The 14,428-nt window shown below is 38.4% G+C and carries 15 protein-coding genes; 8 read left to right on the top strand and 7 right to left on the bottom strand.

What is annotated here, in order from left to right; genetic code table 11:
• Positions 1-38 precede the first annotated feature (38 nt).
• Both ACP6L2_RS15240 and ACP6L2_RS15235 read right to left on the bottom strand, forming a co-directional pair.
• Positions 39-359 (bottom strand): DUF3467 domain-containing protein, encoded by a 321-nt coding sequence (locus ACP6L2_RS15240; protein WP_344673684.1) that lies wholly within the window; start codon positions 357-359, stop codon positions 39-41.
• Between the two features lie 18 nt (positions 360-377).
• Positions 378-1,493, bottom strand: a complete 1,116-nt coding sequence (locus ACP6L2_RS15235) for a M42 family metallopeptidase (RefSeq protein ID WP_440510165.1) — start codon at positions 1,491-1,493, stop codon at positions 378-380.
• Positions 1,494-1,586: 93 nt separating this feature from the next.
• Here ACP6L2_RS15235 and lgt point away from each other — a divergent pair, with 93 nt between their 5' ends.
• Both lgt and ACP6L2_RS15225 read left to right on the top strand, forming a co-directional pair.
• Positions 1,587-2,441, top strand: coding sequence for a prolipoprotein diacylglyceryl transferase (gene lgt / locus ACP6L2_RS15230; RefSeq protein WP_440510164.1), 855 nt, complete (start codon positions 1,587-1,589; stop codon positions 2,439-2,441).
• A 44-nt stretch (positions 2,442-2,485) separates the two neighbouring features.
• The gene (locus tag ACP6L2_RS15225) at positions 2,486-3,691 is read left to right on the top strand and encodes a multidrug effflux MFS transporter (protein WP_440510163.1); all 1,206 of its coding nucleotides are present in this window, start codon (positions 2,486-2,488) and stop codon (positions 3,689-3,691) included.
• 359 nt (positions 3,692-4,050) lie between these two features.
• On the opposite strand, the gene ACP6L2_RS15220 is transcribed toward ACP6L2_RS15225, so the two are convergent.
• The 3 genes from ACP6L2_RS15220 to ACP6L2_RS15210 all read right to left on the bottom strand — a co-directional run bounded on the left by ACP6L2_RS15220 (position 4,051) and on the right by ACP6L2_RS15210 (position 6,899).
• Positions 4,051-4,353 (bottom strand): hypothetical protein, encoded by a 303-nt coding sequence (locus ACP6L2_RS15220; protein WP_440510162.1) that lies wholly within the window; start codon positions 4,351-4,353, stop codon positions 4,051-4,053.
• 452 nt (positions 4,354-4,805) lie between these two features.
• Positions 4,806-5,225, bottom strand: a complete 420-nt coding sequence (gene aroQ, locus ACP6L2_RS15215; protein WP_440510161.1) for a type II 3-dehydroquinate dehydratase — start codon at positions 5,223-5,225, stop codon at positions 4,806-4,808.
• A 33-nt stretch (positions 5,226-5,258) separates the two neighbouring features.
• Entirely contained in the window at positions 5,259-6,899 is a 1,641-nt protein-coding gene (locus ACP6L2_RS15210; protein WP_440510160.1) for a gliding motility protein RemB, read from the bottom strand.
• A 193-nt stretch (positions 6,900-7,092) separates the two neighbouring features.
• On the opposite strand from ACP6L2_RS15210, the gene ACP6L2_RS15205 reads away from it, so the two are divergent.
• Both ACP6L2_RS15205 and murI read left to right on the top strand, forming a co-directional pair.
• A complete protein-coding gene (locus ACP6L2_RS15205) occupies positions 7,093-8,511 on the top strand; it encodes a glycoside hydrolase family 125 protein (RefSeq protein ID WP_440510159.1) in 1,419 nt (472 codons plus the stop codon).
• Between the two features lie 63 nt (positions 8,512-8,574).
• Complete coding sequence (gene murI / locus ACP6L2_RS15200; RefSeq protein ID WP_440510158.1) at positions 8,575-9,399, top strand: glutamate racemase; 825 nt, start codon at positions 8,575-8,577, stop codon at positions 9,397-9,399.
• A 59-nt stretch (positions 9,400-9,458) separates the two neighbouring features.
• Here the strand turns inward: murI and ACP6L2_RS15195 are convergent, their stop codons facing one another.
• Both ACP6L2_RS15195 and ACP6L2_RS15190 read right to left on the bottom strand, forming a co-directional pair.
• Complete coding sequence (locus tag ACP6L2_RS15195; RefSeq protein ID WP_344673676.1) at positions 9,459-9,881, bottom strand: SufE family protein; 423 nt, start codon at positions 9,879-9,881, stop codon at positions 9,459-9,461.
• Between the two features lie 17 nt (positions 9,882-9,898).
• Positions 9,899-11,122: a SufS family cysteine desulfurase gene (locus ACP6L2_RS15190; protein WP_440510157.1), complete on the bottom strand. Its 1,224-nt coding sequence runs from the start codon at positions 11,120-11,122 to the stop codon at positions 9,899-9,901.
• A gap of 219 nt (positions 11,123-11,341) precedes the next feature.
• Here ACP6L2_RS15190 and ACP6L2_RS15185 point away from each other — a divergent pair, with 219 nt between their 5' ends.
• The 4 genes from ACP6L2_RS15185 (at position 11,342) to ACP6L2_RS15170 (ending at position 14,342) form a co-directional block, all read left to right on the top strand.
• The gene (locus tag ACP6L2_RS15185; protein WP_344673674.1) at positions 11,342-12,334 is read left to right on the top strand and encodes an acyl-ACP desaturase; all 993 of its coding nucleotides are present in this window, start codon (positions 11,342-11,344) and stop codon (positions 12,332-12,334) included.
• 230 nt (positions 12,335-12,564) lie between these two features.
• Positions 12,565-13,002: a MarR family winged helix-turn-helix transcriptional regulator gene (locus ACP6L2_RS15180; protein ID WP_344673673.1), complete on the top strand. Its 438-nt coding sequence runs from the start codon at positions 12,565-12,567 to the stop codon at positions 13,000-13,002.
• Between the two features lie 2 nt (positions 13,003-13,004).
• Complete coding sequence (locus tag ACP6L2_RS15175; RefSeq protein ID WP_344673672.1) at positions 13,005-14,009, top strand: NAD(P)/FAD-dependent oxidoreductase; 1,005 nt, start codon at positions 13,005-13,007, stop codon at positions 14,007-14,009.
• Between the two features lie 3 nt (positions 14,010-14,012).
• Complete coding sequence (locus ACP6L2_RS15170) at positions 14,013-14,342, top strand: 2Fe-2S iron-sulfur cluster-binding protein (protein WP_344673671.1); 330 nt, start codon at positions 14,013-14,015, stop codon at positions 14,340-14,342.
• The last annotated feature ends 86 nt before the right edge of the window (positions 14,343-14,428 follow it).

The following is a 14,428-nucleotide window of genomic DNA, read 5'->3' as shown; positions in this document are numbered from 1 at the left end:
TCATCAAACTGGCTTTCCTTTGGGTAATTGAAATGCTTTTACGCTTCACCTTTGGCTCCGCCAAAGTTTAAAGGGAAAGGAATATCTCTTGAGTTTATCGCTCCGTTTTGTCCTTCAAAACGTTGAATATTTTCCTGTAATGCTTTCAACAATTGTTTTGCATGCTCAGGGGTTAAGATCACGCGTGATTTTACCTTTGCCTTAGGTACTCCGGGCATTAAGCGAACGAAATCCAATACAAATTCGGTATGTGAATGCGTGATAATGGCTAAGTTTGAGTATACCCCTTCTGCCATATCTTCTGTTAATTCAATGCTAATTTCCTGATTTTCTGGTAAATCTTGATTTTGGTTATCCATGGTTCTGTATGATTGTTATTATTTACTAAACGTTCTGAAATCCTGGTCTTTCTGAATGGAAAGCACCATTTCGTAGATTAATCGGATGACATTATCCACATCATCCATATGGATCATCTCCACAGTCGTATGCATATAACGAAGCGGTAGAGAGATCAAAGCGGAAGGCACACCTCCATTCGAGTAAGCAAATGCATCCGTATCTGTTCCGGTGAACCTGGAGTTTGCTTGCCTTTGAATCGGGATGTTATTCTTTTGAGCAACCTCAATCAGTTGTCTATTCAAATTAATCTGTACCGCAGGGGCATAAGATACAACAGGGCCTTTCCCACAGGTCAAATCCCCTTGGGTAATCTTATTGATCATTGGCGTATTGGTATCATGCGTAACATCCGTCACGATCGCTACATTTGGTTTAATGTATTGTGCAATCATTTCAGCCCCACGAAGACCAATTTCTTCCTGCACGGAGTTTACGATGTACAAACCAAATGGCAGTTTCTTTTTATTTTCCTTAAGTAAACGAGCTACTTCAGCAATCATAAAGCCTCCTGCACGGTTATCCATAGCACGGCCCACGTAATAACGATTGTTAAGCACCATAAACTCGTCCTCATAGGTAATGACACAGCCTACATGAATGCCCAATTCTTCCACTTCCTCTTTTGAAGTACAACCGCAATCCAGGAAGATGTTTTTTAAAGTAGGCGCTTCTTCTTTTTCTCCGGAGCGTGTATGGATTGCTGGCCAACCGAAAACGGCCTTTACAATTCCTTTATCCGTATGGATGTTCACTCGTTTAGAAGGAGCAATTTGATGGTCAGAGCCACCATTACGAATCACATAGATAAGACCATCCTTAGAAATGTAATTCACAAACCAGGAGATTTCATCGGCATGTGCTTCAATAACTACCTTGTAAGTAGCTTTAGGATTGATGATCCCTACTGCAGTCCCATAATTATCAATGTAAGTTTCATCCACATAAGGTTTAAGGTAATCCAACCACATGCGTTGTCCAGCCCATTCAAAACCTGTTGGAGAGGGGTTATTGATATATTTTTCAAAGAATTTCAGCGACTCGGTGTTGACTACACGTGCTGGTTCTTGTACGATATTTGATTTTTTAGCCATAGCCTTTGTTTATTCGGCACAAAATAAGTATTTCTTGAATTTTCGCAAAAATAAAAACCGAAACCTTATCTTTACGAACCTTAATATTACCGTATGATCGATTTTTTAAGTTTTATTACCTGGGACCCTGAACCCGAAATATTCAAGATTGGCTCCTTCGGAATCCGCTATTACTCTTTATGTTGGTTGTTAGCTTTCGTTGCTTCCTACTACTTTATGTTAAAGGTGTTTAAACGCGAGGGAAAATCACAGGAACTCTTAGACAAACTTACTATTTATATTTTTGTAGGCACCTTAGCTGGAGCTCGTTTAGGGCATTGCTTATTTTATGACTGGGCGTACTACAAGAAACATTTTTTAGAAATCTTCATTCCCTTCCAACAAATTAACGGGGAATGGCATTTAACAGGTTTTACAGGATTGGCAAGTCATGGTGGAGCAGTGGGTATCCTGATTGCGCTATGGTTGTTTTCGCGTAATACGAAGACGAACTTCATGTGGATTGCAGACCGCTTAATGTTGGTAGTACCAATTGCCAGTGCCTTTATCCGTATTGGTAACTTCTTCAATTCGGAGATGATCGGAAATCCTTCCAACCTTCCTTGGGCCATGATCTTCAGTAAAGAAGGTGCTATCACGCAAGGAGTGGTGGATACTATACCGCGTCACCCGGCACAATTGTATGAAGCATTGGCTTATACCTTAATTGCCATTATATTATGGGTGATCTACAATAAGAATTCCAATCCACGTCCAGGAAAGCTATTTGGTATTTTCTTAATCCTTGCATTCAGTGCGCGATTCTTGATTGAATTTGTAAAAATTGATCAAGTAGCATTTGAAGAAGGTATGCTATTGAATATGGGACAACTTTTAAGTATTCCATTTATTCTAGTGGGTGTCTTTCTGCTATTTAGAAAGCCAAGTGAAACCCCACAGAAAAAATAATATTCGCCCTGCCTTATGGCAGGGCTTTTTTCATACATGCTACTATGTCCATTACAAAATCAAACACTAAACTCACCTTACTTATTCTCGGCCTATTATCTGCAATAGGTCCCTTTTCGATTGACCTTTACCTACCAGCATTTGACACGATTGCCCATGATTTTAATACACAAGTTGAAAATGTACAATTATCCCTTACGTCATTTTTCGTTGGGATAGCCTTTGGACAGATTATTTATGGCCCATTGCTGGACAAATATGGCCGTAAGAAGCCCTTATTGATTGGATTAGCTATATATGTGGTAGCCTCCATTTTATGTGCATTCACCCGCGATATCAACCACTTGATTCTATTACGATTCTTACAAGCATTAGGTAGTTGTGGTGGTATGGTAGGCGCTAGAGCGATGGTGACGGATTATTACTCCAGCCGCGAAGCTGCCCGAGTATTCAGTTTATTGATGTTGGTGATTGGAGTATCGCCTATATTAGCACCAAGTATTGGTGCGTTTATGTTGCAGCATCTCGATTGGCATTTCATCTTTATTTTCTTGACCATTCTAGCAGCCCTAATATTGGTTGGAACTAAATTCTTTCTACCGGAAAGTTATGCGGGCAATAAAGATCTTTCATTAGCACCAAGTTCCATCTTAAAGAATTTCTGGGAGGTACTTTCCAACAGGACCTTTATATCCTATTGTTTAATAGGCTCAATTTCTTCAGCAGGTACTTATGCCTACCTAGCGGGTTCATCCTATATCATGCAATCCATTTTTGGCTTAAGTAAATCGGAATATGGATTAGCCTTTGCGTTTGTGGCATCAGCGATGATTATAGCCACCCAATTAAACCGATGGTTTCTAAAGCGTTGGTCATCGGCTCAGATATCTAGGATTGCCAATATCTGGCAGGCTGCTGTAGGAATATTGATGATACTGGCTATCGCATTGGATATGCTAAGTTTCCCCATATTATTGATTTTGATTTTTATGTTTCTATTTGGTTATGGATTCATCTTTCCCAATACATCAGCCATTGCCTTATCACCATTTAAGGCATTAGCCGGAAGTGCATCTGCCCTATTGGGTTGTATTCAAATGGCCATCGGTGCTTTGGCATCTGCAGTGGTCAGCCTTTTGCACAATGAGACTGCTTGGCCCATGTTATCGGTCATGTGTGCTGGTGCGGTTGCATCACTTCTGCTGCATGGCTTTGTACGACGATTTGTCAAGACGAATACCGATTTTTAATGCGCTATTAATCTTGTCTTAGACATAATTATTTTTTAGCTGAAAAATATATTAGCTCCCATTAGTGTCCCATTAAAATCAGGACATTTGAAAAATTAAATAAATTTGGTCGTACGAAACTGATTCGTGAAGGATTTCTTTCATAGTCTTTGAGTCATGAACGGAAGCTTCGATGATATGAAGAATTCCGGTATCTGTGTTTCCACATAAAGCCAAAAGATGTTCATGTTTAGTCGACCGTTGTATTCCTTTTATAGATGATGCAAATAGCTCTTTGGTGAAGTATTGCGTGGCTAAGAAAAAAATGCCGGCACCTCCTAATTTAATGGTTAGTAAATTTGTTTATTTAGGAATTTGTATTAATTTTTTGTTTTTGGTTTAAACAAATCAACCTTTGAATTACCGTATTCATCTTCTTCTAAAGAAATAGTGTCCTTGGAGCCATCCCTGAATGTCCTTATTGCAACTCCTCCTTTGACGTCTACAGCAGCAGGGTGTGAATTTGTAATACTATCGACCATAGCCTTATGTCTTTTCCTTTCAGCTTCAGGGGATTCAAATCGATAGGCTTTATCCTTTACTTTACAAGAATTTAAAATCATTATCAAAATTCCTAGAATAAATAAGACTGGAAAAGCCCAATTTTTGGTGTGAATGTTCATAAATGAATAATTAGTGTTAAGTAAGTATACAACAAAAAAAATTACATTAAAACTTAATTTTATTAAAATTTTGTTAAAAACAATCACAAGGCGGTTCTATTTGTTTTTATGGTAAAATAAGTTCTATATAGTGATATTTTGTTTTTTACATTTAGCTTTTAATAATCAGGTTACACTTCAGAAGGCTACATAACAACACTAAACACATCTCTTCCATATCCACAATTAGCAATGGGGAAAAATATAATACATACTGTGTATTTCAAAAAAGTTGATAATGCTGTAGATACAATTAAAATAAATTATTCAAAGCATTTTCCAATCAACAATGATGAAGATAAACATGGTGTATTATCTGTTGTAAAAAACAACAGATTGCTTAATCCAATCATAAAAGCAAAAAGAAAAGGCTTGGAACATGTTCCAAGCCTTTTTTATATATTTAATTGTTGTTACTTCGTAAAACTGTCTATCGCCAAGCGATAGCCATCTAATCCAAAACCAACGATGATTCCTTTACAGTTTTTGGACAGATAGGAATGATGTCTAAATGCTTCTCTTTGGTGAACATTGGAGATATGCACTTCCACAACCGGTGTATTAATGGCTGCTATGGCATCTCCTAATGCGACCGAAGTATGGGTATAAGCACCTGCGTTAAATACAATTCCATCCCAAGAAAAACCAACCTCATGCAGTTTGTCGATTAATGATCCTTCTGAATTGCTCTGGAAATAGCTAAGCTCCAAATTTGGAAATTGGGACTTCAACTCTTCAAAGTAAGTTTCGAAAGATTGATCACCGTAGATACCTTTTTCTCTTACCCCTAAGAGATTTAAATTCGGACCATTGAGGATTAATATCTTTTTCATCAGTTTGTATTAGGCTCTAAAGATAGCATTATCCTACATATCTCCATAGAAATTGCGGAAACTAGAACGTAATCCGAAGTTAATCACACCGGATTTTTGTGTTGGGTTTCCTTCAATTCTATTATAGCGTTGGGTATAACCCAATTCTACTCGTAAATTATATTTCGGGTTTAAGACATAGGCAGCTTTAAAGTCCGCAAAGAATAATTCATTCTTCACGCCTTGCCCAATTTTATTTCCATATACATTCGGAGCAGTATCGTATGATTGGAAGATATCACCTCCGTAATTAACATATCCACCTATGCCATCGCTAGGGTCTGTACCGAATTTGCTGTAAAGACCTTGCACGGAGAAATCAAAGCGGTTCCAGGAATAATTCGCCAAACCAACTAATTCACGGAAATTGGCACCTCTAGGATGCGCCAAAGGTTCCCCGCGATTGGAGTAATTGGAGATAGACACAAAATGCTGATAGGTATAAGGACGTACAAGGTTGTATTCACCCAGAATGTTTAAATTCTGCACACCAAATATGTTGAATGCTTTTGCTCCTAGCTGTGCGCCCCATTTGTTATGTAAATATCCTTTGTTCGAGAAGAATTCCTTTGCTGTAAACTCCCCTAACAAAAACTGACCATAAACAGTAGCGTTCTTTAGGACTTTATATTTAGCATTTAAACCTAGGAACATCTTGTCTGGAGAAGTACGATTCGCATTTTCTACAGCACGCAAGAACATTACCGGATTCAAATAATTAAAATCAAAACCACGCTTTCCAGCTTGAGTTTTATTAGCCCAAGTTACCGCTTGGAAGAAACCAATGGATAATCTATTTGTGGCGTTATAATCCAAATATTGAAATGCTCCCCATTTAATTCCATCACCATAGCGACCACCCGAATTCAGTGAGTCCGTACGTGGGTTGCGAGGATCGTTCATGTAGGCCCAAATGGATGTGTACTGTACATTACCAACTTTACCAGTCACCTTTAAGTGCGCATAATTGGAAGAAAAATCAGAAAGCAATACCGAACGATAACCGTCTCCAATAAAGTTTTTATCGTATGCTAATGTTGTTTGCAAGTAATCGGAAAAATCATAGGTTGCATTGGCCGTAGCATACATCCAATCCTTTTCCCTGTTCATATGATTCTTAGAGGCAGCCTGTCCTGGAACAACCATGGATCGCTGCACATACTCATCAATATAATGTGGGAATACAGCTTGGTTTTCAAAGAAATTACCGTAGAATGTAAATTTATCTTTGATGGTCACACCTGCCTGTACACCACGAGTATTCAACCAAGTCGAACGTTTATCCTCATTGATTAACTCCTTCCCTATCAAAAAGTCGGGTAAGACATCTAGATAAAAACTATGATCTTCTTTTTCTACCTGAACCAAATGTTCATTGAAGATTTTTCGCATGAACCAATTGTCTGAAGAAGTTGGATTTAAGGATTGTATAGAATCCATTTTTTCCAACAAGCGTCCCTTAAACAGATACGGTTTAGAAGAAGTATGATAACGGGTTTCCGTCGAGTATAATTCCTCATCGTATTTTTGATAATGTTGATAAGAGTACGGTTGATTCTTGACTTGTGCATGTAATGGACTGAGGTACCCGAGGGTCAGTAATCCGCCTATTACATAGGATACGGTCTGCTTCATAAATAAATTAATCGAGTTATTTGGGCTATACTATCAAATTCTATTCCTAAAAGTTCTCAAAGGTACGTTTATTCCGACGGGCAATATCATTTTTAGTTAAATAAGTAGCTAAAACGTTTATTCTTGCTATAATATTTGCTATACAATTTGTATATTGGGACAATAAATCGATAAATAACCCATAAAGAACCATATGAAGCGAAGAACTTTTTTACAGAATTCAGCCCTTTTAGGTGCCGGTATGTTTGCCAGTAAATTATCATTTGCTGACTTCCAGACGGAATTTCCTACGGTACGTGTCCCTTTAAAAGACCGTCATTTCAACAGCAAGGCTGTTGAGGATATGATCAAAGAATTTCAAAAGAATGTGGCCGATAAAGAATTAGGTTGGTTATTCAACAACTGTTTGCCGAATACCTTAGATACGACCATTTATGACGAAACAAAAGGAAATCGTAAGCTGACCTATGTAATTACAGGGGATATAGACGCCATGTGGCTTAGGGACAGTAGTGCTCAGGTATGGCCTTACTTACCTATTATGAAAAAAGATCCGAAGTTAAAGGATCTGATCTTGGGATTGATTAACAAACAATCGGAATGTATCAATATTGATCCATACGCAAATGCCTTTTACAATGACCCAACAAAAAAAGGGGAATGGTTTTCTGACCATACGGCGATGAAGCCCGGAATCCATGAGCGCAAATGGGAAATTGATTCATTATGTTATCCGATTCGTTTGGCTTATCATTATTGGAAAGAAACCAATGATAAAACACCATTTGATGATGTATGGGTAAAGGCACAAGAAAATACCTTAAAGACTTTTATCGAGCAGCAACGTAAAGATAGCTTAGGACCTTACCAATTTAGCCGTACCACCTCGAGAGGTTCGGATACCTTACAGGTAGATGGCTATGGTTATCCTGTAAAGCCTGTTGGACTGATCGTTTCGAGTTTCCGTCCTTCGGATGACAGTAGTGTATTTCCTTTCTTAATACCATCAAATCTTTTTGCAGTAACCAGTTTAAGACAGTCAGCGGAGATCTTAAGAAAAGTAAAAAACAACACAGAATTAGCTGGCAAGATGGAAGCTTTGGCAAATGAGGTAGAGGCTGCAGTGAAACAATATGGTATTGTAGATCACCCTACGCATGGACGAGTTTATGCGTTTGAGGTTGATGGCTTTGGCAGTTACCTAATGATGGATGATGCCAATGTACCTAGTTTATTGGCTTTGCCATACTTAGGTGCTGTGGATGTAAATGATGAAGTTTACCAGCGCACCAGAAACTACATATTATCGGACAAGAACCCATTCTTTTTCAAAGGGAAATTTGCGGAAGGAATTGGTGGTCCACATATCGGTCGTGACATGATTTGGCCGATGTCCATTATTATGCGTGCTATGACTTCTACCAATGATGAAGAAATTCGCGAATGTGTACAAACGTTGAAAAGAACACATGGAGACACAGGTTTTATGCATGAATCGTTCCACAAAGACGATCCGAAAAAATTTACGCGCCATTGGTTTGCATGGACCAATACATTATTTGGCGAACTATTATGGAAAATTTACAAAGAAAAACCATCTTTGCTTAAATAAAGGATTTCCCAATTTGCATGTTCAGCACTAAGGGGAATCCTCTTAGTGCTATTTTTATTTACAATGTCGACAACATACCCTGCAGGCCCAATTGGAATATTTGATTCCGGATATGGAGGTCTAACCGTTTTCAAGGAAATCTATAAACAACTACCCCAATATGATTACATCTATTTAGGGGATAATGCCCGTGTACCTTATGGCACCCGTTCCTTTGAAACGGTGTATGAGTTCACCAAACAATGTGTATTCAAACTTTTTGACCTGGGTTGTAATTTGGTGATCCTGGCCTGCAATACCGCTTCTGCAAAAGCCTTGCGCAGTATTCAGCAGCATGACCTACCAGAAGGCAAGAAGGTATTGGGTGTTATCCGCCCGACTGCTGAGGTCGTAGATAAGTTTAGTAAAACCAATAAAGTGGGGATATTAGCTACTCCAGGGACGGTTAATTCGGAGTCCTATGTAATTGAAATCAACAAGTTCCACCCGCAGATGGAAGTCTTTCAACATGCATGTCCATTTTGGGTACCTCTGGTGGAAAACAATGAATTAAGCAGTGAAGGAGCGAACTTCTTTGTAGAACAAGACATCAAGGAGCTTTTAGCAAAGTCACCGGATATGGACACTATCCTCTTGGCTTGCACACATTACCCTTTATTATTGCCTCTAATCGAAAAATATACCCCAAAGGGGATCAACATCATCTCGCAAGGAGAAATCGTTGCAGCAAGCCTTATTGACTATTTAAAAAGACACCCGGAAGTGGAGAGCCAATGTAGTCAAACTGGAAGTCTACAATTCTTTACGACGGATGACCCATTGGATTTTAACAATAAAGCGGAGATCTTTTTTGATCGGAAAATAGCCTCTAATTTTATTAAGGTTTAAGGGTTATTTCAGTGAAACGACTATAAAAAAAAGCTACTTAAAAAGTAGCTTTTCTTATGTTAATTGCCTTTAGCTTGTAGCGCTAAAGCATAAAGTTTCATCTGTTTGACCATTGCCAATAATCCATTTGCACGCGTTGGGGAAAGGTGCTCCTTTAATCCAATTTGTTCGATGAAGTAAAGTTCTGCATCGGCAATTTCTTTTGGTGTATGTCCCGAAAGGACCTTCACCATTAAGCTCACTAATCCCTTTGTAATGACTGCATCGCTATCGGCAGTAAATTCTAATTTACCATCTTTCATTTCGGGATACAACCATACTTTGGATTGGCAGCCTTTAATGATGTATTGATCTTGTTTATTAGACTCCTCAATCAAGGGCAATTCTTTTCCTAACTGAATGATGTACTCATATTTTTCCATCCAATCATTATAGAAAGCAAAATCATCGATTAACTCGTCTTGTATTTCGTTTATTGTCATAAGTTCTTTTGTAATTATTAGACCAGCATGGCCACTGCACGCTTCACTCCTGCTACCAGCGCATCGATTTCTTCCTTGGTATTGTAGACCGCTAAAGATGCCCGTACCGTACCTGGAATTTCAAACTGCTCCATAATCGGTTGAGCACAATGGTGTCCTGTCCGAACAGCAATACCCAATTTATCCAGGATGACACCGATATCGTAAGGATGAGTACCATCGACCACAAAGGATAGCACGGAAGATTTTTCTTTTGCAGTACCAATCATACGAAGGCCATCAACTTCTTGAAGTTTCTCGGTAGCATAAGCCAACAATTCATCCTCATAAGCTTTGATGTTTTCAATGCCTAATTCGTTTATAAAATCAATGGCAGAATTTAGGGTTATACCCGCTTCAATATTTGGAGTTCCGGCTTCAAATTTAAAAGGAAGCTCGTTGTAGGTTGTCTTCTCAAATGTTACATCCTTGATCATATCCCCTCCACCTTGGTAAGGAGGCATTTTGTTTAACCAGCTTTCTTTACCATACAGCACGCCTACTCCTGTAGGTCCGTACATTTTATGGCCAGAGAAAACCAAGAAATCCACATCTAATTCTTGTACATCAATTTTAATGTGTTGCACAGCTTGGGCTGCATCGATTAAGACTGCTGCACCTTGCTGATGTGCCAGTTCAATGATTTCCTTGATGGGATTGATCGTTCCTAAAGCATTAGAAACATAATTCACGGCCACCATTTTGGTCTTGGAACTCAATAATGCTTGGTAAGCTTGCATATCCAGTTCACCGGCTTCATTCATAGGGATAACTTTCAACACGGCTTTTTTCTGTTCACAAAGCATTTGCCAAGGCACAATATTGCTATGATGCTCCATTGCGGAGATAATGATTTCATCACCTTCGTTCACAAAAGCCTCACCATAACAAGTAGCTACCAAGTTAATGCTATCGGTAGTGCCTTTCGTGATGATCACCTCATAATCATGAGCAGCATGAATAAACTCTTGTACTTTTCGGCGTGTTACCTCAAAGGCATCTGTAGAAATCTGACTCAAGTAGTGTACACCGCGGTGAACATTACTGTTCATGTCGGTATAATAGGCTACAATAGCATCAATAACAGCTTGTGGTTTTTGGGTTGTAGCACCGTTATCTAAGTAGATGATCGGCTTTCCATTCACCTCACGCTTTAAGATCGGAAAGGATTGACGGATTGCTTGTATATCTAAGTTGTTCAATTTTCGTTGTTTTGATAAAAGTTCTACAAAGTTAATATATAATAAAAACAATCGAGCTATCCTTGCGTTAATTCAGGGGAATTATTGCAGCCATTGTGATGTTAAAATGACCATGAATGCTGGAAAAGAGAGAAAATGCAAAATAATCTCCTATTTGGGAAAGGTAAATCCTAAAATTTAAACCTATATTAAATATACTTTAATTATCTTTGTTTAATTATGCAAGAACAACCTTTAAATATCCCAGAAGGCTCTAGAAAAGAGGTGATGGCCTATTTGGAACCATTCATGTTAAATGAAATGTCCGAATACTTAAAACCTGTGGAAGAGATGTGGCAACCAGCTGACTTTCTTCCAGATGCATCAAGAGACACTTTTTTCGAAGAAATTCGGGATTTACAGGAAAGTGCAAAAGAATTACCTTACGATTTAGTAGCGGTATTAATTGGTGATACAGTAACTGAGGAAGCACTCCCTACTTATGAATCATGGTTGACCATGGTTGATGATGTAGATAAGAATGAGCAAGGTGGATGGATGCGTTGGGTTAGAGCCTGGACTGCAGAAGAAAACCGCCATGGTGATTTGCTGAATAAATACCTTTACCTTTCTGGAAGAATTGATATGCGTCAATTCGAAATCTCCTTACAGTATCTGATCAAAGATGGTTTTGATATTGGTACTGGAGCAGATCCATACAGAAATTTTGTTTACACCTCCTTTCAAGAATTAGCAACCAATGTTTCGCATAGAAGAGTTGCTGCTCTATCAAAGAAATCAGGAGATAAATTATTAGCAAAAATGTGTGGTGTGATTGCCTCAGATGAAGCAAGACATGCTAAAGCTTATATGTCCTTTATTTCTCAAGCCTTTGTAGTCGATCCTAGTGAGGTGATGTTGGCATTTGAAGACATGATGAAGAAAAAAATCGTGATGCCTGCACAATTCTTAAGAGAATCTGGTGAGCCACAAGGCGATGCCTTTGCACACTTCTCTGATGCTGCACAACGTTTAGAGGTTTATACTGCTATTGACTATGTAGACATCCTTAAAGAACTGATCAAAGAATGGAAAATAGATCAAATCTCTGGATTAAATGAAAAAGGTGAAAAAGCACGTGATTATTTAATGAAACTTCCAGACCGTCTATTACGATTAGCCGATCGTATGAAGATCCCTGAAAAACAATATAACTTTAAATGGATTTATTAATTCATTTGAAAAAAATACAAAAAGGCGTTTCGAGAGGAACGCCTTTTTTTAATGCTTATTTATTAGCAGTAAATATGTAGCATTCATTTACCTAAGTTACTCTTTTACAACAGCATTAAGTTAACAAACTGATTAGGTATCTTATAGGTAATTATACCGTCATTTTTATTCAGAAATTCGTTATAACATCTAAACATTGTGTATATTTACTTGTCATACTAATAGTTGTTATGCTAAAAGAACAATTCAATCAATATTCCTTCATTTTGGACCGTACGGCCCGAAAGGTAAAGCAATATGCGCAGTCATCATTTTCTAGTAATGGGATTGATTTGACGGTTGATCAATGGTCGGTATTGAAGACCCTTTATGAGCAGAAGGATTTAACGCATAAGGAGCTTGCGGAGAACTGCGGAAAGGATCAACCTACGATGACTAGAATAATAGATTTATTGCTGAAAAAGGGTTTGGCACAACGGGTGGAGAATCCAACAGATCGTCGCAGCTTACATATTCAATTGACGGAGAGTGGTGAACAACAAGTCAAGAATTTGGCGCCTATGGTTAAGGAATTTCGTATGAAGGCATGGGAGAATCTCTCTGATGAGGATTTCCAACATTTTACAAGAATATTAAATCAAATCTATTCAAACTTAGATACTATATAGCTATGATAACAACAGATATTTGCATTATCGGAGCTGGACCTGTCGGTCTCTTTGCTGTTTTTGAAACCGGATTATTAAAAATGCGCTGTCATTTAATTGATGCCCTACCCCAAATCGGAGGACAACTATCCGAAATCTATCCACATAAACCAATTTACGATATCCCAGGATATCCGAGCATAACGGCTCAGGAGCTTATTGACAATCAATTAAAACAAATTGAGCCCTTTAAGCCAACCTTTAGCTTAGGGGAACGTGTGGATGGCTTGGAGAAGCAAGAAGACGGTAGTTACATCGTAGTTGGGTCTGAAGGCACCCAGATTCACTGTCAAGTGGTTGTTATTGCTGGAGGTTTGGGTTGTTTTGAACCTAGAAAACCAGAGATACAGAACTTAGCGAATTATGAGGGAAAGCAAGTTCACTACATGGTTAAAAATCCGGAGAATTTCCGTGATCAACGTATAGTGATCGCAGGAGGAGGAGACTCCGCTTTGGACTGGACCATCTTTTTAAGTGAAGTTGCCAAAGAAGTAACCTTAGTACATCGAAGCGATAGCTTCCGTGGTGCTCCAGATTCTGCAGAAAAAGTATATCATCTTGCACAGGAAGGTAAGATTAACCTCCTTCTCTCGCATAATTTACATGCCTTAAATGGAAATGGACACTTGGAAAGTATTTCCTTAAGCAATAAAAACAAGGAAGAAGTTCAGGTCAATACAGATCACTTTATCCCATTGTATGGATTAAGCCCAAAATTAGGTCCTATTGCCGATTGGGGATTAACAATCGATAAGAATGCCATTGAGGTTAACACATTTGATTATTCGACCAATATTGAACGTATTTATGCCATTGGGGATATCAATACCTATCCAGGTAAGTTAAAATTGATTTTATGTGGTTACCATGAGGCTGCATTGATGGCACAAAGCGCCTTTAAATATGTTTATCCGGATCAGAAATTAAGTTTTAAATACACCACCGTAAATGGGATTAATGCATTTTAAGCTATGGAAGATATTATAACCATAAAAGTAGAAGATCGAGATGGCAGTATTCAGGAAGTTGAAGTGCCTACGGATATCAATTTGAGCTTGATGGAAATACTGAAGGCTTCGGAGTACGATATATTAGCCACTTGTGGCGGAATGGCCCTTTGTGCGACCTGTCATGTGGAGGTTTTGGCAGGAATGGAAGAACTACATGAGGCCGAAGATCAAGAGTTGGATATGCTCGATACTTTACCCGATGCGGATGCTAACAGTCGACTAGCCTGTCAGTTACGATTAGGACCTCAAAACGAAGGCTTATTTGTTAAAATAAAAGGCAGTTTACAATAGAAGAAAATATAGTGTACTTTTAACACTTAGCAAGGTAGAATTAACCTGCTGAGAACAAAGAAGATAGCAGATTGTTCACTTAAGAA

It is taken from the genome of Sphingobacterium lactis, assembly GCF_051951495.1.
Lineage (GTDB): Bacteria > Bacteroidota > Bacteroidia > Sphingobacteriales > Sphingobacteriaceae > Sphingobacterium > Sphingobacterium lactis_A.
This window is presented reverse-complemented; position numbering and strand designations above follow the sequence as displayed.